Annotated in this window: 25 protein-coding genes; 23 read left to right on the top strand and 2 right to left on the bottom strand. The window is 42.7% G+C overall.

Annotation, left to right across the window (positions count from 1 at the left end; all coding sequences use genetic code 11):
* Window positions 1-52 precede the first annotated feature (52 nt).
* Complete coding sequence (locus ACFQ2J_RS05480; protein WP_386057310.1) at window positions 53-484, top strand: BrxA/BrxB family bacilliredoxin; 432 nt, start codon at window positions 53-55, stop codon at window positions 482-484.
* A gap of 52 nt (window positions 485-536) precedes the next feature.
* Here the strand turns inward: ACFQ2J_RS05480 and ACFQ2J_RS05475 are convergent, their stop codons facing one another.
* A complete protein-coding gene (locus ACFQ2J_RS05475; protein ID WP_386057308.1) occupies window positions 537-827 on the bottom strand; it encodes a hypothetical protein in 291 nt (96 codons plus the stop codon).
* Between the two features lie 149 nt (window positions 828-976).
* On the opposite strand from ACFQ2J_RS05475, the gene ACFQ2J_RS05470 reads away from it, so the two are divergent.
* The 13 genes from ACFQ2J_RS05470 (at window position 977) to ACFQ2J_RS05410 (ending at window position 11,360) form a co-directional block, all read left to right on the top strand.
* A complete protein-coding gene (locus ACFQ2J_RS05470; RefSeq protein ID WP_386057306.1) occupies window positions 977-1,126 on the top strand; it encodes a hypothetical protein in 150 nt (49 codons plus the stop codon).
* A 148-nt stretch (window positions 1,127-1,274) separates the two neighbouring features.
* Window positions 1,275-3,278 (top strand): ABC transporter permease subunit, encoded by a 2,004-nt coding sequence (locus tag ACFQ2J_RS05465; protein WP_386057304.1) that lies wholly within the window; start codon window positions 1,275-1,277, stop codon window positions 3,276-3,278.
* A 74-nt stretch (window positions 3,279-3,352) separates the two neighbouring features.
* The gene (locus ACFQ2J_RS05460) at window positions 3,353-4,207 is read left to right on the top strand and encodes an MBL fold metallo-hydrolase (protein WP_386057302.1); all 855 of its coding nucleotides are present in this window, start codon (window positions 3,353-3,355) and stop codon (window positions 4,205-4,207) included.
* A gap of 17 nt (window positions 4,208-4,224) precedes the next feature.
* Window positions 4,225-5,115 carry an MBL fold metallo-hydrolase gene (locus ACFQ2J_RS05455; RefSeq protein ID WP_386057301.1) on the top strand — a complete coding sequence of 297 codons (891 nt, stop codon included), beginning with the start codon at window positions 4,225-4,227 and terminating at the stop codon, window positions 5,113-5,115.
* Window positions 5,116-5,233: 118 nt separating this feature from the next.
* A complete protein-coding gene (locus ACFQ2J_RS05450; protein WP_386057299.1) occupies window positions 5,234-5,815 on the top strand; it encodes a YpjP family protein in 582 nt (193 codons plus the stop codon).
* 157 nt (window positions 5,816-5,972) lie between these two features.
* Window positions 5,973-6,278, top strand: a complete 306-nt coding sequence (locus tag ACFQ2J_RS05445) for a PadR family transcriptional regulator (RefSeq protein WP_386057297.1) — start codon at window positions 5,973-5,975, stop codon at window positions 6,276-6,278.
* A 14-nt stretch (window positions 6,279-6,292) separates the two neighbouring features.
* On the top strand, window positions 6,293-7,489 hold the full coding sequence (gene chrA / locus ACFQ2J_RS05440) for a chromate efflux transporter (RefSeq protein WP_386057295.1): 1,197 nt from the start codon (window positions 6,293-6,295) through the stop codon (window positions 7,487-7,489).
* Between the two features lie 103 nt (window positions 7,490-7,592).
* The gene (locus ACFQ2J_RS05435; RefSeq protein ID WP_386057293.1) at window positions 7,593-7,979 is read left to right on the top strand and encodes a nuclear transport factor 2 family protein; all 387 of its coding nucleotides are present in this window, start codon (window positions 7,593-7,595) and stop codon (window positions 7,977-7,979) included.
* 147 nt (window positions 7,980-8,126) lie between these two features.
* Complete coding sequence (locus ACFQ2J_RS05430) at window positions 8,127-8,966, top strand: deoxyribonuclease IV (protein ID WP_386057292.1); 840 nt, start codon at window positions 8,127-8,129, stop codon at window positions 8,964-8,966.
* Window positions 8,967-9,040: 74 nt separating this feature from the next.
* Complete coding sequence (locus ACFQ2J_RS05425) at window positions 9,041-9,547, top strand: GNAT family N-acetyltransferase (protein ID WP_386057290.1); 507 nt, start codon at window positions 9,041-9,043, stop codon at window positions 9,545-9,547.
* Window positions 9,548-9,561: 14 nt separating this feature from the next.
* Window positions 9,562-9,747, top strand: a complete 186-nt coding sequence (locus ACFQ2J_RS05420) for a hypothetical protein (RefSeq protein WP_386057288.1) — start codon at window positions 9,562-9,564, stop codon at window positions 9,745-9,747.
* Window positions 9,748-9,847: 100 nt separating this feature from the next.
* Window positions 9,848-10,798 (top strand): aromatic acid exporter family protein, encoded by a 951-nt coding sequence (locus tag ACFQ2J_RS05415; RefSeq protein WP_386057287.1) that lies wholly within the window; start codon window positions 9,848-9,850, stop codon window positions 10,796-10,798.
* 46 nt (window positions 10,799-10,844) lie between these two features.
* Entirely contained in the window at window positions 10,845-11,360 is a 516-nt protein-coding gene (locus ACFQ2J_RS05410) for a L,D-transpeptidase (RefSeq protein ID WP_386057286.1), read from the top strand.
* A 59-nt stretch (window positions 11,361-11,419) separates the two neighbouring features.
* Here the strand turns inward: ACFQ2J_RS05410 and prli42 are convergent, their stop codons facing one another.
* Window positions 11,420-11,533: a stressosome-associated protein Prli42 gene (gene prli42, locus ACFQ2J_RS05405; RefSeq protein WP_386057284.1), complete on the bottom strand. Its 114-nt coding sequence runs from the start codon at window positions 11,531-11,533 to the stop codon at window positions 11,420-11,422.
* A 188-nt stretch (window positions 11,534-11,721) separates the two neighbouring features.
* On the opposite strand from prli42, the gene ACFQ2J_RS05400 reads away from it, so the two are divergent.
* The 9 genes from ACFQ2J_RS05400 (at window position 11,722) to ACFQ2J_RS05360 (ending at window position 24,011) form a co-directional block, all read left to right on the top strand.
* Window positions 11,722-13,380 carry an acyl-CoA mutase large subunit family protein gene (locus ACFQ2J_RS05400; protein ID WP_386057282.1) on the top strand — a complete coding sequence of 553 codons (1,659 nt, stop codon included), beginning with the start codon at window positions 11,722-11,724 and terminating at the stop codon, window positions 13,378-13,380.
* Window positions 13,381-13,395: 15 nt separating this feature from the next.
* A complete protein-coding gene (mce, locus tag ACFQ2J_RS05395) occupies window positions 13,396-14,217 on the top strand; it encodes a methylmalonyl-CoA epimerase (RefSeq protein ID WP_386057281.1) in 822 nt (273 codons plus the stop codon).
* A gap of 7 nt (window positions 14,218-14,224) precedes the next feature.
* Window positions 14,225-15,772 (top strand): acyl-CoA carboxylase subunit beta, encoded by a 1,548-nt coding sequence (locus tag ACFQ2J_RS05390; protein ID WP_386057279.1) that lies wholly within the window; start codon window positions 14,225-14,227, stop codon window positions 15,770-15,772.
* Between the two features lie 71 nt (window positions 15,773-15,843).
* The gene (locus ACFQ2J_RS05385; RefSeq protein ID WP_386057278.1) at window positions 15,844-16,968 is read left to right on the top strand and encodes a M20/M25/M40 family metallo-hydrolase; all 1,125 of its coding nucleotides are present in this window, start codon (window positions 15,844-15,846) and stop codon (window positions 16,966-16,968) included.
* 130 nt (window positions 16,969-17,098) lie between these two features.
* Complete coding sequence (locus ACFQ2J_RS05380; protein ID WP_386057276.1) at window positions 17,099-18,352, top strand: DNA polymerase IV; 1,254 nt, start codon at window positions 17,099-17,101, stop codon at window positions 18,350-18,352.
* 157 nt (window positions 18,353-18,509) lie between these two features.
* Window positions 18,510-19,211 (top strand): ABC transporter ATP-binding protein, encoded by a 702-nt coding sequence (locus ACFQ2J_RS05375; protein WP_386057274.1) that lies wholly within the window; start codon window positions 18,510-18,512, stop codon window positions 19,209-19,211.
* Window positions 19,208-21,469 (top strand): ABC transporter permease, encoded by a 2,262-nt coding sequence (locus tag ACFQ2J_RS05370; RefSeq protein WP_386057272.1) that lies wholly within the window; start codon window positions 19,208-19,210, stop codon window positions 21,467-21,469. The genes ACFQ2J_RS05375 and ACFQ2J_RS05370 overlap by 4 nt, the downstream gene beginning before the upstream one ends.
* A gap of 261 nt (window positions 21,470-21,730) precedes the next feature.
* On the top strand, window positions 21,731-22,282 hold the full coding sequence (gene cudC / locus ACFQ2J_RS05365; protein ID WP_386057270.1) for a choline uptake/conversion transcriptional regulator CudC: 552 nt from the start codon (window positions 21,731-21,733) through the stop codon (window positions 22,280-22,282).
* 91 nt (window positions 22,283-22,373) lie between these two features.
* A complete protein-coding gene (locus ACFQ2J_RS05360; protein WP_386057268.1) occupies window positions 22,374-24,011 on the top strand; it encodes a sodium:solute symporter family protein in 1,638 nt (545 codons plus the stop codon).
* Window positions 24,012-24,020: the final 9 nt, after the last annotated feature.

Below are 24,020 nucleotides of genomic sequence, written 5' to 3'. Positions count from 1 at the left end.
GAATATTGGTACGATTGGTACGAAGATATCTTATGATAAAGGGGTTATACTTATGGATTTCAACATTTATATGAATGATGTCGTAACTCAGGCACGCGAAGAAATCGCCAATGCTGGATATACACAATTAACTTCACCTGAAGAGGTCGATCAGGCATTTGCTAAAGAAGGCACGACACTTGTAATGATCAATTCTGTTTGTGGATGTGCAGGAGGAGTAGCACGACCTGCTGCTGCTCATGCAATTCACTATGATAAGCGTCCAGATCACCTTGCAACGGTATTTGCCGGACAGGATCGTGAAGCGACAGAGCGTGCGCGTCAACACTTTGAAGGGTTCCCACCATCATCCCCTTCATTCGCACTGATGAAAGACGGTAAAATCGTAACGATGGTAGAGCGTCACGATATCGAAGGATTCGAACCGATGGCAGTAGTAGGTAAGCTGCAGCGTATCTTTGAAGAACATTGTGAAGAAGTATAAAGGAATGTAAAAACGGATTGTCACTATGACAATCCGTTTTTTGTTTTGACTATTACTTCAAGTAAATTTTATAGACATTACCGTCTTCTACATCTTCCGTTTCCAACTTATTCACATCTAAATTAGATGTGATGCGGTCAGCTTCAAACGTTTCGTCATACGATGTAATCTGCAGGCAATGAATGTGTGGAAAGTACGTTGCAATCGCCAGTAGATATCTCTCTTCGTTGATTGACGTATCTTTGAAGATATGAGCAGTTTCATCTTTTATTTCGTAATTCATATAGTTCGATGTTTCAATTAACGTCTGCAAATCCTGCATTGTTTTCATTACAACCATCATCGTTCACCTCTCCATCAAAGGTTTAATAACTTACACTATTCCATTCCCAAGTAATGGATCCCATTAATCTTATGATTCGATTACGTATCAATTACATCATTTGTAAAAATGTTACAATAATCATCAGAATAAAGGAAGGGGATTTTGGCATGGATAGAAAGCAACGGATGAAAGAAGAATCCTTTGAAAAAGATGAGGAGGCATACAAGGAAAAAGAAGTGCTGGACGGCTGTGCGGGCTGTAGTGCGTATGGATGTCTGCCATTTGCATTTATTTTGATGAGAATCTTAATTTTATAACGGAGAGCTGATAAAGATCTTTCCTGGGTATATTGTAGGTGTCAAGCTGACGAAATAATGAAAAAAGTTTGGCAATTCGTATTACTTTATGTCAGTATATTACTAGATGGAAATAATAGTAATCACTTGAAGGAAGGACATAGGAAAAATGAAACTACTCAAATTTTTTATCTATTACATACTTGGAATCATTGGAATACTTTGTATAAGCACAGCTCCATTCATTTTCCGCGGTGAGGGGCTCGTCGATTTCGGACTTTATTATGATGAAACTATCCATATCTTCAAGGACTTCATCAACCAGGATAATTGGGCCTACCAATTCAGAGGAGAAGCCTTAAATCCGTTTACGTTTCTATGGGAACCTTATAAATATTCGATGACGATCCTGGTCGGTGCACTTTTACTTGGTTTTGGAGTCGCTGTGGCACTAGCTTTCATCACAGTATTATTGCCTAAACCACTTGTTGCTGGCATAAAGAGACTTCTAGGGCTGTTTGAAGCAATACCTGATTTGATGATGGCATTCCTTCTCCAATTCGTCGTAGTCTTGATCTATAAACAGACAGGGACAATCATCATTCCGTTCTCAACCCTTGGGGATGATAAAATTTATGCCGCACCAATTGTTGTGCTTGCTATCCTACCTTTGATTTCCCTTTTCAGAGTCATCTTACTGCTAGTAGAAGAGGAAATGGTAAAACATTATGTAGAATTTGGTCTGAGCAAAGGATTGAAGCAGAAGACCTTGGTAGTCACACACGTATTCAGAAATATCATCAAGAGCACATTCTATCATTCTAAACTGATTGTTTGGGGAGCATTATCCAGTTTATTTGTCGTGGAATACATGTTCAACATAAATGGCGTTTCAAACTTCATTTTGGAGGATTTCCGGGCGATGGTTATTGCTTCTGTGTTAATCATGTTTTTCACCCCGTTCTATATCCTTTATCAAGGGGTAGAACTTGTGACAGAATCTGGGGCGCACCAGATTGAAGAATTAAAACCTTCCTCTTATTTCAGTGTAGGAAGTCGCAAACACGGTTCATGGAAGAAAACATTGAGAAGTTCGTTAGCTGAAATAGGCGCTCACTTCAAAAACAGGAAGTTTCTCTTTGGCTTTATGATTATTGCACTTATGCTGGTCATAAGTTTTGGTCATTCCATAATTAACGATGTTGAGGTGGTAAACCATGGTCTCGTTTATGATGACGAAGGAAATCTTTTAAGCACGGTTCCCCACCCACCTTCGGAATATGTCATTCTCGGGTCGGATTTTATTGGAGACGACGTGTTGGATCAAATATTAGCAGGTGCAAAATATACGATTCTATTTGCAGGGTTGATCGCATTTTTCCGAGTATTATTTGGCTTCCTGCTTGCGATTCCTTACGCCTTGTTTGTTCCGCAGTCGATCAAACGAGGGATTGAACGATTTGTTGATGGTTTTCATTTCATGCCATTAAGTTTGATTGCAACCATCCTATTATCTCCTGTTTTATGGGGGACAACTAGGGGGTTCGAATATACGTTTTCCGAGCGTCTGATTGTTGAAGTCGCAGTACTATCCATATTGGTCATACCTTTAGTGACCGTCTTATTCGGAAATGAAATGAAACTGCTGATGAAGCAGGATTATATTAAAAGTGCAGTAGTGCTTGGAGGTAGCGCAAGTCACCTGCTAAGACAACACCTGATTCCGCATTTACGATCGAAAGTCGGTATTGTGTTCGGACAACAATTTATCCAAGTTCTGCTTATCTTCATTCACTTAGGATTGTTCAACCTGTTTTTAGGAGGGACAAGTGTATTGATTGATAACGGTATGTACTTATCGCCACCGCATTCCGTCACTTATGAATGGTCAGGACTTATCAGCAGTGCTCGCGAAGCCTTCATGACCGGCCATTACTGGATTGTTATTCCAGTGTTTATCGCTTTCATTACTCTTACGATTGCGATGCAATTCGTCGTTGAAGGGATTCAGGAAGTCCAGCAAAAGCGTGTCGGACTCTACGTGGATGATCGCAGTCTGCTGAAGAAGATATTCAGTCGTAAGAAAAAGCAATCTCAAACACCTGCCAATGAAAAATCACTGGCACCTGAAAGCTTTTCATTCGTGAAAGAGGATCAGAAATATATCATTTAATTACAGCTACAGGCACCATCACTGGATGATGTTGCCTGTTTTTGTTCTAATCGGTAAAAAGGGGATAGAGACATATGAACATTGAATTTTTGGGTACGGGTGGCGCGATGTCGATTCCACGACCACTTTGTACTTGTAAGGTTTGCATTGAAGCTAGAGAGAAAGGTGTGCCATACAGCAGAACAGGGCCCAGCATCTTTCTTCATGGTCCAGACCTCTTGATAGATACACCTGAAGATAGCTACGTTCAAATCAATCGCTCTACGATCCGGGAAATCAATGGAGTCTTATATTCTCATTGGCATCCGGATCATGTGATGGGAAGAAGAGTGGTGGAATCAATAAGCGCAGACTGGCGTAATCATCCACCGGAAAATGATCCAGTAGATGTTTTTCTACCGGAACAAGTCCACAACGATTTTGACCGCTTCTTAGGGAGTGGCGACCACTTTAATTTTTTCAAAGAGCAGGGGTATGCAACTGTCCATAAATTAAGTGATGATGAAAACATACAAATGAGTGACACTACCATTTATCCATTCCGACTAGCAGAATCCTACGTATACGGTTTTCTAATAGAAAATGACGGAAGAAATGTTCTGATTATCATGGATGAATTGAATAATTGGCAACCACCTGAGTTTATGAAAAATATAGATGTCGCAATCCTTCCGGCTGGCATTTTCGATGTTCATCCACTTACAGGTGAAATATTGGTTTCCCCAGATCACCCTGTACTCAAGGAAGAAGCCACCTTTAAGGAGACGGTAGAGGTTATAGAAAAGCTGGGAGCGAAGGAAGTGTATTTGACGCATATCGAGGAAGTGAACGGATTAAGTCATGACACTCTCAAAGTTGTAGAGGAAAAGTATGCAGAAAAAGGTATTCGGTTTACATTTGCATATGATACGCAAATCATCTCAATATAAGAAAGGGGGCATTTCGGATGGATTATAAAAGTAGACATTTCAATTTGCATAAGGTTGAAAAGGGAATCTATGCTGCAATAGCTAAAGAAGGTGGAGGAGCGGTTGCTAATGCAGGTATCATAGATTTAGGAGACAAAACAATCATTTTTGATACGTTTAACACTCCACAGGCCGCAGAAGATTTACGGAAAGCAGCTGAAAGTATATGTAAATCTCCTATTTCCTACGTAGTCAATAGCCATTATCATGGCGATCACGTTCGAGGTAATCAGGTTTTTAATGATGCAACAATCGTCTCAAGCACAATAACGTTTGAAAAAATGGAGGAAATTCACCCGGAAAGAATCAGGAATCAAAAAAATGACTTAGCAGGATTAGAGAAATACATAGAAACATTAGAAGAAAAAAACGATCAATCATTTGGAAGCCAAATCAGTTTTTTAAAAGAAATCAGAAAATCGTTGCCTGATTTAGAACTGGTCTTACCTACAAAAACTTTTAAAGAATCATTCAAGATAGTAGGATCAGAGAGGAACGCGAGACTGGTCACTTATGGTAGAGCGCATTCGTATTGCGATGCAGTTCTGTTTGTTGAAGGTGTACAGGTGGTCTTCACAGGAGACTTGCTGTTCGTTGAAGGCCATCCCACATTTTTTGAAGAATCAGACCTGGATTTGTGGCTTGAGAAATTGAAATTCCTGGAGAGTGAAGACATAAAGTCTTTTGTTCCAGGGCATGGTGAGATTGGAACTAAAGATGATGTACTTACCATGATAACTTATATGAATGATGTAAAAACTGTTGCTTCTACCCCTTCATTAAATAATGAAATGTTGCAGAAGTATAAGGAATGGGGAGAGCAAGGATGGGAAAAGAATGTAAAACTGATCTTGGAAAAGATGGATTAAAATGAAACCTTATTAATGCTTTGTACGTATCTACCTATAAGTGTAATTCAATAGTTTTATAGACAACTGGATTCAACGTGATAGAATGGAAGGGAATACATATAAGGGAGATACTCTAATGAAGCTGTGGATGAGGAAAATTGCAGTCGTCCTGATTTCGATATTGACTCTGGGATTATATGTACCAACGAATTATTTGGACGCCAATGCTGCTGAAAATGAAGAAGTCAGCATAAGCCAAGAAGAAGCCAAGGGACTGGAAGTAGATACTTCCGGAATTCCGTTAGAACATACAAAAGAACCCGATCATCTCGAACAACTTACAGACTTTGCAAAAGCGCAGGCGATGTCCAAGATGGGTCCGCGTATCATCGAACGCATGGACGAGGAATTTGAAACGATGATCTTACCTGAAATGGAACGGGTTATTGAAGACATTGTAAGCGATGCCGGCGACAAAGCGTCCTATTATGAAATCACAGAAACAGCTACTCCAGGATATGGAGAACGCATGTTCAACATTTATGATCATAACAGTGAAGAAGAGGTAGCGCGCTTCCATGTTCGTCGTGATAAGCGACCTGGAGAAGGCTATTGGTTCAACTTCCATTATCACTTGAAAAATGATGGTTTTGAAAAGCATCATACAATCGGAGAAGTCTATTGGGATAAAAATACACCACCGAAGTGGATGTCATAGGTTTAAAAAGAAGTCTTGAAGAAGGCTTCTTTTTTTATGTGAAATTGTCCATTTTATGTAATGTTAAGAGTTTGTAAATCCTATTGCCGAAGAGAAATGAATCGTTTATCATTGATTTCGAAAATCGATATTGAATTTCTGAATAAGAGGTGAGCGGATGGAAAATAGAGTTCTCAGAAAATTGTTTTTAGGATTCATCCAGATCCACATCCTGCACCATGCAAAAGAAGAAGCGATTTATGGGGCATGGATGCTCGAAGAACTACATGAACATGGGTATGACATCAGTGCGGGTACGCTTTATCCAATCCTTCATAACATGGAAGTGGACGAGCTGTTGCTAAGAGAAGACGTCAATGTCAACGGAAAGATCAGAAAGTACTACAAGATTACGCAAAAAGGCGATGAAGTGCTTCAGGAAGCACGGGCAAAAGCCTATGAATTATTCAAAGAAATCAAGTAAAAGGAGCAGTACTTATGAGAGACAATCACAATAGAAGCACATTTCAAATCCTGTTAGAGATATTATTTGCTTCCACAAAGCTTGGACTGACCTCTTTCGGTGGTCCAGTTGCCCATTTAGCTTACTTCAAGGACGAATATATCGATCGTAGAAAGTGGCTGGATGATAAAACGTATGCAGACATCATTGCATTGTGTCAATTCCTTCCCGGGCCGGCAAGCAGTCAGGTCGGCATCTCGATCGGAATGCTGCGTGCGGGACTGCTGGGTGGAATCGTATCCTGGATCGGTTTTACCCTGCCGTCGATCATTGTTCTTGTCGTGTTCGCAATGCTGTACCAGACGTATTCACTCGAAGATGCTACCTTCATCCACAGTTTGAAAGTAGTAGCAGCAGCTGTCGTGTTACACGCACTTATTGGCCTCGGGAAAAAATTGACCCCTGATAAAACGAGAATAGGAATCGCGCTTATAGCTGCGACGATCATGCTTCTGTATCCTTCCGCATGGATGCAGATCATCATCATCGTTGGTGCAGGACTTGTTGGCTTGAAACTTTTCCGTGAAAAAGCAGAATCAAAAGTGCAGCCATTCTCCATCAACATTTCGAAAAAACTTGGGATAACCTCCCTGGCAATCTTGATCACTACATTGATAGTGACGCCATTGCTTACAAGAATGACTGACAATCCTCTGATAAGTATTTTCGATACGTTTTTCCGTGTCGGTTCACTCGTATTCGGTGGAGGACATGTAGTATTACCGATGATAGAACGGGAAGTCGTTCCCCCGGGCCTGCTTTCTCCGGATGAATTTCTTGCAGGATACGGGATGGCACAGGCTGTACCTGGTCCGTTGTTCACTTTCTCCAGTTATCTTGGAACGATGATGGAGGGGATTGCTGGGGCTGTCGTTGCAACGTTAGGAATCTTCTTACCATCTTTTCTATTGATTATTGCTGCATTGCCGTTTTTGAATGAATTGCGCAAGCGTGCCTCTTTCCAAGGCGTACTGATGGGAGTCAATGCAAGTGTAGTCGGCATTTTATTGGCGGCATTCTATGATCCGGTCATCAAAAGCTCGATTTTTGGAGCTGCGGATTTCGCGCTTGGTACGGTGCTGTTTGCACTGTTGAATATTTGGAAAGTCCCGGCTTGGATGATTGTACTGCTCGGTGTGGCAGGAGGCTATTTAATCAATTTCATCATTTAATTTGAGAGGTGCTGCCTGCACCTCTTTTTTTAATGTCCATTATGCATCGTCTGTCATTTACCTATATACTATTCATAACCATAAAAATGAGAGGATGAATGTTATGGAAGAAACTCATGGAATATCTTTAAAAGAAAGGGCAGAGTCATTTCTACAATTGATAGCCTCTGGTAACGTACGTGAAGCATTTAAGACACATACTAGATCAGACTTCTATCATCACAACCTTTATTTTCGTGGAGATGCAGACTCAATCATGGAAGCAATGGAAGAGAATGCTGCTGAGAACCCTGACAAGATTTTTGAAGTTAAACTTGCGATCGAAGAGGAAGAAACCGTTGCTGTACATTCACATATGAAACAAAACCCGGAGGATATCGGTGCAGTAGTCATACATATTTTTCGTTTTGAAAATGAACGTATTATCGAAATGTGGGATGTCGGGCAACCCATACCAGAGAATTCTCCGAATGAAAATGGGGCGTTTTAAAACTTAATATATCTTGATTAACGATGCCTGTTTCCTACTGCATATTGCAGTGGGAAGTAGGTGTTTTTTATACATATGTCAAAGTGTGTATCTCCTTCCTTAATGGTAAGAATAACAATGAAAGTATTCAATAAAAGAGGTGAACATATGAAGTTTGGAAGTCATGTTTCGATTCGAGATGGTTATCTGGGTGCTGCACAATCTGCGAAAGCAATGAACGCGGCTTCCTTTCAATTTTTCCCGAAAAATCCACGAGGTCTCACGGTCAAAGCTTTCGATAAAGTGGATGCAAAGCAGTGTAAAGAATTTTGCATCGAACAAGGGTTGGTTTCGATTGCCCACACGCCTTACCCGACCACACTTACACCTACCGATGATGCTAAACGACGGAAAGTGATTGTTTCCCTGCTCAATGATCTTGAGATTGCTGATACTTGTGGTGCGATAGGAACAGTGGTCCATTTAGGTAAATCCATCAGTCCAGATCCATTGGAAAGCTATCGTCGAATGATTGACATGCTGGACGAAGTCCTTGAGAAGTGGGAAGGAAACTGCCTAATACTATTGGAAAATAACGCAGGGGTACCAGGATCGATAGGAACGACAATGGAAGAATTAGTGAAAGTGCGGGAGCTGTGTAAAAACAGTGCTAAGTTGGGGTTTTGTCTTGATACGTGTCATGCGTTTGCAAGTGGTTTGTGGAATGGAGAGAACTGGGGAGAAGTCTTGGAGAAAGGAAACAGACTAGGGTACTTCGATCATCTGAAAGCTGTTCATCTCAACAACTCCAAATATGCTTCAGGTTCCGGAAAGGATCGACATGCCAATATTTTCAACGATGGTTTTATTAAGGAGAACCATTTCGACTCCATCTTGACATCAAAATTACAGGCAGACATTCCTTTTATCCTCGAAACCCCTAAAGAAAAAATTTCTCATCAGCAAGAAATTGAATTGCTCAACCGCAAGTGGTCCACAAAATCGTAATGCACGTTTCAACGTGCTGAATATTCTGATAATATAAAAGTGACAGGATGAAAGTAGAATAGGGGATTTGAGTCATGATCACAGTGAAACTCGCAAATGAAAAACATGTAGAGGGTATTGTTGAGGTTTGCACGAAAGCGAACTGGGCAACTTACGGAGAAATTTACACAGAAGCATACATAAAACGGATCATTGATGAATTTTATACTAATGAACGAGTTAAAAAGGAAGTAACGCACTTTTCGGAAGAGTGGGGAGGTTACTTTGTCGCATTGGAAAACGGAGAAGTGATTGGCGCTGGTGGAGGCGGACTTATCGAACCAGAAACGGCAGAAGTGTATGTACTATACCTGCATCCAGATCGCAGAGGCGAAGGAGTCGGGACGAGATTGCTTGAGGAGATTACCAGACAGCAGAGAGATGCTGGAGCAAAGGAACAATGGGTTTCTGTCCAGAAAGGTAATGAAAAAGGGATCCCTTTTTACAAAGCAAGAGGCTTCTCATTTATAGAAGAAGTTCCTGGATATGGTAACTCAGAAGCAGAGACTTATCGATCTATCCGATTGAGAAGGAAATTATAAGGAGGGCTTCATGCATGATGCAGCGGGTGAGTATGATGAGAATCATCGGGACGGTAGTATTTCTTATCAGTCTGGCTGTATGGATTATTGGAGAAAATCCCTTAGTCAATCTGACAGGGTTTGGTGGCATGCTTGCAGGTGCGATCCTTTTGTTGATTGACAGTATCAAAAGCGTAGTAAGGGCTCAAAAGCATGGGTGAACAACAATGAAAATGATAGAAGGATAGGAAATCTTTTCTTCCATAGTTGGACATGTTATGATTTGATATATTTCATATTTTGTCCAAAGGAGTCAATGCATTGAAAATTGGATATAGAGCAGTAAAAACTGCAGTAGGAACTCCAATCGCGATTTGGATCGCGCAATTGATCGGATTGGAGAATTTCGCTTCAGCTGGTATCCTGACCATTTTATGTATTCAAATAACCAGAAAAAGGTCTTTATTATCAGCATGGCATCGTTTTGCTGCCTGCATGGTAGCAATGTTATTTTCATTCATCTTTTTTGAAACCCTTGGGTACAATCCCATTGCAATCGGGCTGATGTTATTCGCCTTCATCCCGGTTACCGTAAAATTGAACATCACACCAGGTATCATTACAAGTTCTGTCATCATCTTGCATTTATACAGCTATCAACAGATCGGTTTCAGTGAAATTTGGAATGAATTCCTATTGATTGTCATCGGGATAGGGATTGCGCTGCTGTTGAATTTGTATATGCCAAGCCTGGAAGGGAAGCTGCATGATTATCAGCATCAGGTGGAAGACAACTTTTCCATGATCCTCAAGGAACTGGCCGCCTTCCTCAGGAATCATAATGATCATTGGACAGGTAAAGAATTGACGGAGACCGCTGGACTTCTTGAAGAAGCGAAAGCATTGGCATATCGGGATGTGGAGAATCACCTGCTCCGTACGCATAACCACTTCTATCATTATTTCCATATGCGTATGAAACAGTTTGAGATTCTGGAACGGATGCTGCCCCTCGTGACGAGTATTTATGGGATCCGTGAGTATGCCAATAAGGTTGCGGATTTTTTCGAAGAGTTATCCGGAGCGGTACACCCTGGGAATACTGCGATCTTATACTTGAAACAAATAAAAGAATTGCGGGAAGGTTTCAGAGAATCAGAATTGCCTACGACAAGGGAAGAATTCGAAGCACGGGCAAGTCTGTACACACTGCTGAATGAAATGGAACAATATTTGATCATCAAACGATCTTTTAAGAAAAGTGATGTATAGCGCAGTAGGGATGTCGGGGAACTTAAGGTAAAAAGGAGTTGCCCTTATGAAATCCCTGCTGCTTTTCATGTTTCTAAGCCTAACTGTTCCAGGCGTTCACACGGGTATGACCGACCCTGTTATCATCGTCAACAAAGCATCCAATGAATTGGCTTTTTTTGATAAAGGAAAATTACAGAACGTCTATCCCGTTGCTACTGGTAAAACCGAAGCGCTGACGCCGACCGGCACATTTACAATTAAAGTGAAAGCGAAGGATCCCTATTATCGAAAGAAGAACATTCCGGGCGGAGACCCGAGGAATCCACTCGGCAGCCGTTGGATCGGTTTTGATGCCAAAGGGACGGACGGCAGGATTTACGGGGTGCATGGCACGAATCAGCCTTCGTCGATCGGAAGAAATGTATCGCAGGGCTGCATCCGGATGCACAATAAAAACGTGGAAGCACTGTATGACAAAGTTCCGAACGGAGCGAAGATCGTCATTGTCAATGAGGATAGAAAATTCGAAGCGATTTACGATGAATACCTCAAGAACCGCCTGAGTCAACAGTTCCAATAAAGAAATGAAAACGCATGGATGCTGGGGCATCCATGCGTTTTCTTATGCGCGATCATTTATTATAGGAACATTCCCGCTCCAGCCAATAATGTGGAAAGAACCATCGATAGAATCATGATATAAATGATGATTTTCATACGTCTTTCGCGTTTTGATTTTCTCTTTGCTGCCAAGGTTCACAACCTCCTTCATCCCCATTGCTACTATGTATTTTACCTCGAAAAGAAACATTGGACAAGGGATGAAAAATAATTAACAATATTATTATGAATTCTTTCAATTTTTAGATAGTCTTCTTACTCCGTGATTCAGCTTATGATAAGCTAGAGATGGACATAATTCGACTGAAGGGGGTTTCTGAATGGTCAGACAGACGAAATTCGAAGACCAGAAGAAAAAGTGGGAAGCAGATGTAGACAAGACGATTGCAAGATTTCCAGAACGAAAAGATCCGTTTATGACAAGTTCAGATATTGAAATCGACCGTCTTTATACACCAACCGAGCCGACAGAATCCTATGATGAACAGCTGGGATTCCCAGGCAGTTATCCATATACAAGAGGTATACAGCCTACGATGTACCGGAGCAGATACTGGACGATGCGGCAATATGCCGGCTTCGGTTCAGCAGAAGAAACGAACAAGCGCTTCCGTTATCTATTGGAGCAGGGACAGACTGGTCTGTCCGTAGCATTCGACTTACCGACACAAATCGGTTATGACTCCGATGATCCGATGGCCGAAGGGGAAGTTGGAAAAGTAGGAGTAGCAATCGATTCCTTGAAAGATATGGAGCAGTTGTTCGACCAGATTCCATTGGACAAAGTCAGTACATCGATGACGATCAATGCACCGGCATCCATCCTGCTTTGCATGTACATAGCTGTTGGAGAGAAGCAGGGAGTGCCGATGGAGAAACTCACAGGTACGATTCAAAATGATATCCTGAAAGAATATATTGCCCGTGGCACGTACATTTTTCCACCAAAGCCATCGATGCGGCTGATTACGGATATCTTCCAGTACTGTCATGCGAATGTACCGAAATTCAATACGATCAGTATATCCGGTTACCACATTCGTGAAGCAGGATCGACTGCTGTCCAGGAAGTCGCTTTTACGATAGCTAATGGAATGGCTTATGTGGATGCAGCCTTAGAGAAAGGCTTGGAAGTCGATCAGTTCGCTCCAAGGCTTGCCTTCTTCTTCAACGCTCACAATCAATTTTTCGAAGAAGTGGCCAAATTCAGGGCTGCGCGCAGAATTTGGGCGAAAATCATGAAAGACCATTACAAAGCAGAGAATCCTAAAAGCTGGAAGCTCCGTTTCCATACACAGACAGGTGGTTCCACCCTTACTGCACAGCAACCGGATAACAATATTGTACGGGTAACTTTGCAAGCGCTTGCAGCTGTGATGGGAGGTACACAAAGCCTGCACACTAATTCCAGGGATGAAGCATTGGCGCTTCCTACAGAAGATTCTGCACGGATCGCACTGCGCACCCAGCAGATCATTGCCAACGAAAGTGGTGCAGCAGACACTGTCGATCCACTAGGCGGTTCCTATTATGTAGAAGAGCTGACCGATAACATCGAATCAGAAGTGAATGTCTATTTAGAAAAAATTAAGAAGCTCGGTGGTGCAGTCCAGGCTGTCGAAGATGGGTATATGCAACGGGAAATTCATCAAGCTGCCTATCAGGCACAGAAGAAAATCGAGTCAGGTGAAGAAATCGTCGTTGGGATGAATCAATACGAGATTGAGGAAGAAATCGACCCTGATCTATTACGAGTGGATGAAGCGCTTGAAGCAGGGCAAATTGAGCAGACGCAGCAATTACGTCACAACAGGGATGAACAATTGGTCCAGAAGTGCCTGACAGAGTTGAAGGAGGCAGCAGGTACAGAGGATTCCAACCTGATGCCACATATCCTCAAGTCAGTCAAAGCCTATGCGACAGTTGGGGAAATCTCAAACATCCTTAGAGACGAGTTTGGTGAATATACAGGAATGTAAGAGGGGGAACCTATCATGAAAAAACAAATTCGGGCACTGATCGCGAAACCGGGGCTGGATGGCCATGACAGAGGAGCATTGATCATCGCGCAAGCGCTTCGCGACCACGGCATGGAAGTGATTTATACGGGACTCCGTCAATCGCCTGCTCAAATCGCGCATGCAGCGATTCAGGAGGATGTCGACGTCGTTGGTCTATCCTCCCTGTCAGGTGCACATAAATCACTGTTTCCGAAAGTGGTGGAAGCATTGAAAGCGAACGGAGCAGCGGATATACCTGTCATTGGTGGTGGAGTCATTCCGGCAGAAGACATCCCATATCTAGAAGAAAAAGGTGTAGCGAAAATTTTCACAAGTGGAACACCTACCACAATGATTGCGACATACATCCAACAATTGGTGGATCCAGACCGAGGGGTCGTTCAGCCTCCTAACAAAATCGCGCATATCGGAGTTGCTGTGGAAAATATCGATGCGGCGCTGCCATTTTATCAGGACACATTAGGTTTAAAGCTGATGGAAGTAGAGGAAGTAAGTTCAGAGCAGGTTCGTGTAGCCTTTCTTTCAATCGGTGAGACACAAATTGAACTGTTGGAGCCTACCAGTGAGGAATCTCCGATCCGGAAGTTCATCGATAAAAAGGGAGAAGGCATTCACCATATCGCTTTTGATGTGGATGATATACAGGCGAGACTGGAGCATTATAAAGAGAATGGCGTTTCTCTGATCCATGAGACTCCAAAACAAGGTGCACATAATAGTCAAATCGCATTTTTACATCCGAAAGCAGGGCACGGTGTCCTTTACGAACTATGCCAACCAAGCAAGAAGGAGTGAATCACCGGTGGATATCTATGACAAGATAAATGAACTATATGATAAGCGAAGAAAAACGCAATTAGGCGGCGGAGATGCGCGGATCGCCAAACAGCATGAGAAAGGGAAAATGACTGCCAGAGAACGGATCGAGTATCTGGTGGATGAAGGAAGCTTTATCGAGCTGAATCCTTTTATCGAACACCGCAGTGGAGACTACGGGATGGAAGGCAAAGAGGCACCGGGTGAAGGTGTCGTAACTGGATTCGGGAAAATCAATGGAAGAGACATCTACCTCTTTGCCCAGGATTTCACGGTTTTCGGTGGTGCTTTAGGTGAGATGCACGCAAAAAAGATTGCAGCAGTAATGGACCTGGCTGTAAAAAACGGCACGCCATTCATCGGGTTGAACGATTCCGGTGGTGCGAGGATACAGGAAGGTGTGTCTTCACTTGATGGTTATGGACATGTTTTTTACCGTAACTCCATCTATTCCGGTGTCATCCCGCAAATTTCCGTGATCATGGGTCCATGTGCTGGTGGAGCGGTCTACTCGCCTGCGATTACAGACTTTGTCATCATGGTCGAAAAGACATCACAAATGTTCATCACTGGACCGAAGGTAATTGAAACAGTTACAGGAGAGCAGATTTCTTCAGAAGACTTGGGTGGCGCATCAGTCCACAATATGAAGAGTGGAAATGCACATTTGAAAGCACCGGATGAAGCTTCTGCGCTCGATGCTGTCAAAGATCTTGTAAGCTACTTGCCTTCCAATAATACAGAAAAGCCACCAGTAGCAGTGATAGAGGAGAGCGACGATTACAGACCTGACTTGACGGATAAAATACCTTTTGATCCGATTCGTCCATACGACGTAAGGGTCGTCATTGATGAAGTTGTCGATAAGGAGTCCTTTTTCGAAATCCATAAAGACTTTGCGAAAAACATCGTCGTCGGGTTCGCAAGACTGAAAGGGAAAACTGTGGGGCTCGTATGCAACCAGCCGAAGTATATGGCAGGTGGCCTTGATATCGATTCGAGTGATAAGGCTGCGAGGTTCATCCGCTTCTGCGATTCCTTCAACATTCCATTGATTACTTTTGAAGACGTGACAGGATTTTTCCCTGGGATTAAACAGGAACACGGGGGCATCATCCGTCATGGAGCCAAAATCCTTTATGCCTATTCAGAAGCGACTGTTCCGAAGCTTACGGTGATCACGCGTAAAGCCTATGGAGGCGCATATGTTGCGCTGAACAGTAAGTCGATCGGCGCTGATCTCGTTTATGCCTGGCCGAATGCGGAAATCGCTGTTATGGGTCCGGAGGGTGCTGCCAACATTATTTTTGCCAACGAAATCAACAATTCCGAAGACCCGGAAGCGACAAGGACCAAAAAGATTGAGGAATACAGGGAGAGGTTCGCCAATCCGTATGTAGCTGCAGGACTCGGTATGGTCGATGATGTCATTGACCCTAGAGAAACAAGGATTACCTTGATCAATGCGTTGGATATGCTGAAAAATAAACAGGAAGACCGCCCGAAAAAGAAGCATGGAAATATTCCGCTTTGATTGACACACCCGTGGACTTTCGCTAACGTACTAATAGTAAGTGTTTAGTACATAAAAGGAGGACGACATAGATGTTGAAAGTGAATAAAGATCGTCTAGTTGAGGAATTCCTGGAACTGGTACAAGTGGATTCCGAAACAAAGCATGAAGCGGAAATCGCAAAGGTGCTTATGAAGAAGTTTGAAGACCTTGGCGTAGAAGTGTACGAAGATGATTCCATGAACGAAACAGGACACGGTGCAGGCAACCTGGTTTGCACACTTAAAGGATCGAAACAAGACGTGGATACTATCTACTTCACATCCCACATGGATACGGTAGTACCAGGGAACGGAATCAAACCATCAATCAAGGATGGCTACATTGTTACTGACGGCACGACAATTCTTGGTGCGGATGATAAAGCAGGACTTGCTGCTATATTCGAAGCAATCCGTGTGTTGAAGGAAAATGACGTCGAGCACGGAGACCTCCAATTCATCATCACGGTTGGGGAAGAAAGCGGACTTGTAGGTGCTAAGGCACTGGATCCATCCCTCATCAAAGCAAAATACGGGTATGCGATCGACAGTGACGGAAAAGTCGGTAACATTATCGTAGCTGCCCCTACACAGGCGAAGATTTTTGCTAAAGTGAAAGGGAAGACTGCCCATGCGGGTGTGGCACCAGAAAAAGGTGTTTCTGCGATTACGATTGCAGCAAAAGCTGTCGCTAAAATGCCGCTCGGTCGTCTTGATGATGAAACGACTGCCAATATCGGACGTTTCGAGGGCGGTAAGCAGACGAATATCGTTTGTGATTATGTGGAAATCCTGGCAGAAGCACGCTCATTGAATCCTGAAAAAATGGAAGCTCAAGTTGAGAAGATGAAAAAAGCGTTCGAGGAAACTGCAGAAGAAATGGGCGGTTCCGTCGATCTTGACATCAAAGTGATGTACCCAGGCTTCAAGCAGGAAGCAGGAGATCATGTAGTCGAAGTTGCACGTGCAGCTGCCAAATCGATCGGTCGTGAAAGTGAGCTGCTGACGAGCGGAGGCGGAAGTGATGCCAACGTAATCGCAGGTCATGGCGTTCCGACCGTCAACCTTGCTGTAGGTTACGAAGAAATTCACACTACGAATGAACGTATTCCGGTCGACGAACTGGAAAAAGTAGCAGAACTTGTTACAGCTATCGTTCAGGAAGCAGCTAAATAATTATTTAATTGTTAAGAAACGATCATGCGAAACGTGCATGGTCGTTTTATTTTTGTAGAGGGTAACAAACACTATCTTGATCTGAACATGTTATAATAGAAGAACAGAAGTTCGCAAAGGAAGGTTCATGATGTCGAAGTACTATCCGAAAAATGGGCGGGTCATTTTCCATGTTGATATGAATAGTTTTTATGCTTCGGTTGAAATGGCGTTCAATCCGGAACTTAAAGGGAAACCGCTTGCGATTGCAGGAAATCCGGAAGAACGGAAGGGGATCGTTGTTACGAGCAGCTATGAGGCTCGCAAGCATGGTGTTAGGACTACGATGCCGTTATGGGAAGCTCGAAAACACTGCCCTGATCTGATTGTGATGCGTCCGAATTTTGACCGTTATCGTACGGCTTCCAAGGAAATGTTCAAAATTCTTTCAGACGTTACGGAACAGATCCAGCCAGTTTCCATTGATGAGGGCTATATGGATATTACGGACTGTGAAGATCAAGGAACACCACTTGAAATCGCTGACCAGATTCAGCGGAGGATTGCCGAAGAACTTGATTTGCCATGCAGTATTGGAATCGCACCTAATAAATTCCTTGCTAAAATGGCATCTGACATGAAAAAGCCGATGGGAATCACTGTACTCAGGAAGAGAGACATCCCTCAGAAGCTTTGGCCATTGGATATAGGGGAAATGTATGGGGTCGGTGAAAAAACGGCAGAGAAGCTTAAGAAAATTGATGTCAAAACGATTGGAGACCTGGCAGCTCATGATGTGCTCCAGCTGAAACGAGTACTCGGCATCAACGGAGAACGATTGCAAAATCGGGCAAATGGTGTGGATCAACGACCTGTCGATCCAGATGCCGTCCATGAATTCAAAAGCATCGGAAAATCCACGACGCTGCCTGAGGATACGACGGATGAACGTGAAGTGCAGCAGGTATTAAGAAGACTGTCTAGCAAAGTTGCCGATCGGATGCGGGCCAAACGGGTGCTTGCCCGCAATGTGCAGGTGATGATCCGCTATCATGATCGGAAGACGATCACAAGAAGTACACAGTTACCTGAGCATATCAAGCATGCAGAGGATCTGTTCAATATAAGTGTACGTCTTTTCGATCAGCATTGGAACCAGAAGCCAATTCGCCTGCTTGGGGTTACTGCACAGGATCTGGCAGAGGAGAAAGAGTTGAGCCAACAGCTGGATCTTTTCAGTTATGAAACGTATGCAGAGAAAGAAAATCTGTATAAAACCATTGATGATCTTACTGAACGCTACGGTAAGAACCCGTTTCAGGATCTGACTAGTCACAATAATAATGACAAAGGTAATGTCAGTACAAGCTTCCAAAAAGATTTTTTGGATGATTATAAGAAATAGAAAGCGTTGCTTCTCCGTAAGCAGCGCTTTTGTTTTGAAATGAAAGTTTTATTTCATTACAAAACATATTGTCTTCTCGAAAATCATGTAGTATATTTAGATTAGAAATGAAATAAATATATAAAAACATTTCAAAAATTATTGTGGAGATGATGATATGGGAATCCAGCTCAATCAAGTGAGCAAGACGTATAAGAGTGGCGAGGTAGAAGTTAAAGCACTGAAGGACGCTACATTGCATGTCCCAGATGCAACAATCACAACGATACTTGGGCCTTCAGGGTCCGGGAAGTCGACATTATTGAATGTCATCGGAGGAATCGATCGTCATGATTCAGGCTCCATATCGTTTAATGATAAAAAGCTGGAGTCATTAAAGGAAAAACAACTTACCGAATACAGAAGAGAGTCCGTCGGATTTATCTTTCAACAGTACAATCTGATTCCTACTTTGACGGTTAAAGAAAATATTGAAGTAGGCAAGGAATTGAGTAAACAGCCTCTCGATATGGAAGATATTCTTGAAAAAGTCGGAATGGTTGATAAGCAGGACAAATTCCCTTCCCAATTGAGTGGAGGAGAGCAGCAGCGGGTGGCAATTGCCAGGGCGTTAATCAAAAATCCACAAGTCCTCTTATGTGACGAACCAACGGGTGCATTGGATGAAGAGACAGGGAAGCGGATTCTATCTTTATTGAAATTCGTGAATGAAACCTATCAGACTACTGTATTGATCATTACCCATAACCATGGGATCGGTGAGATGGCTCACCACGTCATCAAAATGAAAAGTGGTGAAATCGTCGAAAATTACCAAAATGATACGCCGATTGATCCGAAGAAGGTGTCATGGGCATGATCCTACGAAAAAGTATGTATCGCAATCTTAAAGAAAAGAAATTCCAGTACCTTGGAGTCATTACACTTTTAATTTTATCTGTCATGTTATACGTCTCTCTTTCTATGGCGATCTCTACACTTGAAGTACGCAATGAAACTTTTTCTGAAGACTACAATCAGGAGAGCTTCCATTTCATAGCCGGTCAAGAGATGAGTGAAGAACAGGTCAACGAATGGGAGAAAGACTATCAAATCACGCTTGAACAAAGGGAATATAAAGATATCGATGTCGATGAGGAGTCTTCAATGAGACTATTTTCAATGACGGAAACCATCAACGTCCCTTTTGTATCAGAAGGGGAGCTTCCTTCTGAAGCGAAGGAGATCGCTGTATCAGAAGTATTCGCTAAGAAAAATAGTCTAGGTATAGGGGATACGCTCGATATCGAAAATAAGACCTTAACGATTACTGGTTTCGTCTATTTACCTGATTATATTTACATGATCGAACAGGAAACGGATATGATCAGTGATCCCGCTGGGTTTGGGGTAGGAGTAACTCAAGAGGAAACTTTGCTGGATTTGAGCGGGAACTCGATTACTCAAGTGCTTGGTCTTGGAAATGCCTCTCAGATAAACGATTTCCAGCAGGCATTGAATCAGCAGGTGAACGTGCTTAAATTCCTTGAAAAGAAGAATAACCCGCGTATCCAGTATGTAAATACTGAAATCGAAGGTGCAAGAGCGACGATGACGACGTTACCATTGTTCATTCTGGCTCTATCGATCATCATGGTACTGATGCTGATGAAACGAAGACTGGAAATGCAGCGGAAAGAAATTGGAACGTTGATGGCACTTGGTTACAGAGGGAAAGAACTGCGGTCCCATTATCTTGGGTATGCATGGGTGATCGGATTGACTGGTACGATCCTTGGAGTGCTTGCTGGTGCTGGGCTTTCTGTTCCGCTGACTAATTTATATGGCAGCTTTTACAATCTTCCAAGTATTTCCTATTTTGACTTCGATCCGATGGTGCTTATCGTAGGATTCGTGGTTCCGGTTATCCTCTTGTTACTATTGACAGCGCTGGTTATCAGAAAGCCACTGAATCAGAGTCCGCTTACACTTTTGAGACCGAAAACAGTCAAAGTAGGGAAAAAGTCATTCTTGGAAAGGCTTCCGATTTTGCAGCGTGGAAGCTTCATCAAGCGGTTCCGCTTACGGTTGATGATCCGAAGTAAAGCAAGAAGCGTGTATATCTTCTTAGGTGTAATGTTTTCTACGATACTTTTATTCTTTGGATTCATTTCGTTCAACTCGATGGACCAGCTTGTCGAAGATACCTATGAAAAGATTCAGACCTACGAGTATGCGGTGCATTATCGGAGTTTGCAGGAGAATGACGGCGGAGAAGGAAGTCCCTTTACCTTGGCTGATTCTGAAGTGATAGAAGTGAACGGGGAAGAGTTGCCGGATGTAGAAAAGTCAACACTTTATGGGATGTTGCCTGAAACCGACAAAATGAACCTGCAAAATGGCGACGAATCATTGAACGAAGCCATTACTTCAGGTTTTGTCATTTCTAAACCATTGGCTGCCATCATAGGGGCGGAAGAAGGCGATGAAATCACGCTTGAAAATTCATTGAACAACAACCGTTTGACAATGAAAATTACCGGCGTAGCAGAGATTTATATCGGTGCGAACATCTACCATCAATTATCCGATGTGAATGAATTTCTCGGCTATCCATCGGAAACCCACACAGGTAAATGGTTGGATGCTGAGCCTGAGCAGTCGGATGAGATCTTCATGATCGAGAGTAAACAGGAGATCATCGATAATTTCGAATCGATTTCAGGACCGACGCGTTATTCAGTTTTTGGAATGGCTGCATTTGCCATTTTGATTGGTGTCATCGTCCTGACATTGCTTACGAATTTGATTGTGGAAGAAAATTCACCATCGATTTCGCTTTTCAAGGTGATGGGATACCACGATAGGGAAATTTCCAAATTGGTATTGAGTGTCTATACGCCAATCGTTATCCTCTCCTACTTCCTGTCGATTCCTTTATCACTGATGACCATCGAGGGAGCGATGAATTCATTGGTGAGTGAGACCGGATTCCTTATCCCGGTGATCATCAATGTATGGATGATCCTCATTGGCTTTGCGATCATCCTACTCACCTACTGGCTATCCCTGGCATTGTCTAGAAGAAAATTGAAAAGAATATCTTTACAGGAAGCTCTGAAAAAACAGCAGGACTGACAGCTTTGGAAAGAAAATATAAGGGATATTACAAAAGCGTGCAGAAGGAGAAACCTCCTATCTGCGCGCTTTTATTGTACTGTCATTTGTATGATTTATGTCTATTAGAGAAAAAATAAAATTCTATTCAGCGCCATCAGGACAAGGGTTTTGAGGTTTTTAAAACACATATCCTTTTGACATATCTGATAGTTTCGTTATCATTAAGTTTGTAAAGAAAAAAATTAATGAAATTAACTATTTATTGGAAGGGGGAAGCTCATGTCAAAAAATCCTGAAAATGAATCACATGAGGTGATCGAAGAGGCCAAGTCCTATGTGATTGATTCCATCGCGGAAACGATGGACTTGTATGGTGTCACCCGCAGCGCAGGGACATTGTACGGAACGATGTATTTTGAAAAAGATATGACGCTCAACGAGATGCGGGATAAGCTCGGGATGAGTAAACCGAGTATGAGTACAGGAGTAAAAAAACTGCAGGATTACGATATTGTCAAAAAGACATTCCGTAAAGGCAGCAGAAGACAGACGTATATAGCAGAGAAAGATTTCTTTCAGTTTTTCTCCAATTTTTTCTCAGTAAAGTGGAACAGAGAGGTAAAAATTAATACAGATGCGATTAAAAAGGCGCAAAAAAGGTTATATAACATCTTGGATGCTAATGATGCCAGCGATGAAGATAAAGAAGAAGCGCGGCAAATCATCGAGCAACTTGAAGCTTCCAAGGCGTATTATCGATGGTTGGACAAGCTTGTAGAATCTATTGATAGTGGAGAAATATTTGAACATTTCCCAATTGATGAAGACTGACCGCTTCCGCCGGCACATAATCTTCGATGTCCGGCGGAGACGTATGTATTGGGCAAAAAAACTTTAAATTATACTTTTAGGAGTGATGCTGATGACTAATTCTAATAAACCTAATTCCAAACTTAAGAAAAATGCGCCAATCATATTAATATTTGCTGTATTTGCTGTGGTAATGACTTACATGGCCTTCAATAATGAAGGTATCCATTGGGGTGGATTCATTGCAATGATCGTCTTTTATGCGATGGTGTACTACATCGGAGCGATTCTTGCAGGTAAGAAATCTGATTCGCTGGAAGACATGATGGTGGCGAAACGTGGACTTCCTCTTGGAGTTGCCATGTTCACGATGGCTGCAACATGGATCGGTGGAGGATATGTAAACGGAACAGCTGAGTTTACATACAGCGATGGTCTTGTATGGGCTCAGGCTCCTTGGGGTTATGCGTTAAGCTTGATCATTGGTGGTATTTTCTATGCGAGAAAAATGCGTCGTTATGAATTCATGACAATTCTTGATCCTCTTGAGCAGCGTTTTGGTAAGAAAATGGCTGGTGTACTTTACATCCCCGCGTTGTTAGGTGAAATGTTCTGGAGTGCGGCGATCCTGACTGCATTAGGTACGACGTTTGGTACCATCCTGAACATCGATTTCACCACCTCGATCATTCTATCCGGCGTCATCGCAATTGCTTATACCGTTCTTGGTGGTATGTGGGCAGTTGCTTATACAGATTTATTCCAAATGGCAATTCTATTGCTTGGCTTATTTTTGATCATTCCATTTGCGTTAGGTCATACAGATGGATTGGGGACTGCATGGAGTAATTACGCATCGGAACTTGGATCTTATGCGAATCTGTTCCCTCCACTTAACGGCTGGGAAGATCCTGCCTGGGGCAATTGGTACTGGAACTGGATCGATTACGCACTACTATTGATTTTCGGTGGTATCGCTTGGCAAGTTTACTTCCAACGTGTACTTTCAGCTAAAGATGAAAAGACAGCAATGTGGCTATCCATCACAGCTGGTGTCATTTGTTTGATTGCTGCAGTGCCAGCAGTATTGATCGGTGTCATCGGCTTTAACATCGACTGGGCAGCGATGGGGCTGCCAGCTCCCGAAAACGCAGCTGTCATCCTGCCGCATGTACTGCGCTATCTAACACCAGAAGTTGTAGCGGCTATCGGTCTTGGTGGACTTGCGGCAGCAGTTATGTCTTCCATGGACTCTTCCATTCTGTCAGCTTCATCGATGGCATCATGGAATGTCTATCGTCCATTGATTGACCCGAAAGCAAGCGATGAAAAATTGAAAAAAGTGATCAAGCGTACAATCATTCTGATCGGTGTAGCAGCAATGATCATTGCGTTGAATGTAAAAAGTGTCTATACGCTATGGTATTTGGCATCAGACCTTGTTTATACGATTCTTTTCCCGCAGTTGACAATGGCGTTGTTCTATAAAAATGCCAATTTATACGGTTCGATCGCAGGACTTGCCGTGGCATTGTTCCTCCGTTTGGGTGGCGGTGAGCCGGCACTTGGATTACCAGCCTTCCTGCCATATCCGATGGTGGAAGACGGTATCGTGCTCTTCCCATTCCGTACGTTGGCTGCCATTTCAGCTTTCGTTATGATCTTCGTCGTATCAGAACTCACGAAGAAAAAGCTGAAACCTCGTCAACTAGTTTTACCGGAACACAAAAGAAAAGAAATGGCACAATAAAAAGGAAAA

Origin of the sequence: Thalassobacillus hwangdonensis, assembly GCF_042675915.1 — a bacterium.
GTDB classification, from domain to species: domain Bacteria; phylum Bacillota; class Bacilli; order Bacillales; family Halobacillaceae; genus Thalassobacillus_A; species Thalassobacillus_A hwangdonensis.
This window is presented reverse-complemented; position numbering and strand designations above follow the sequence as displayed.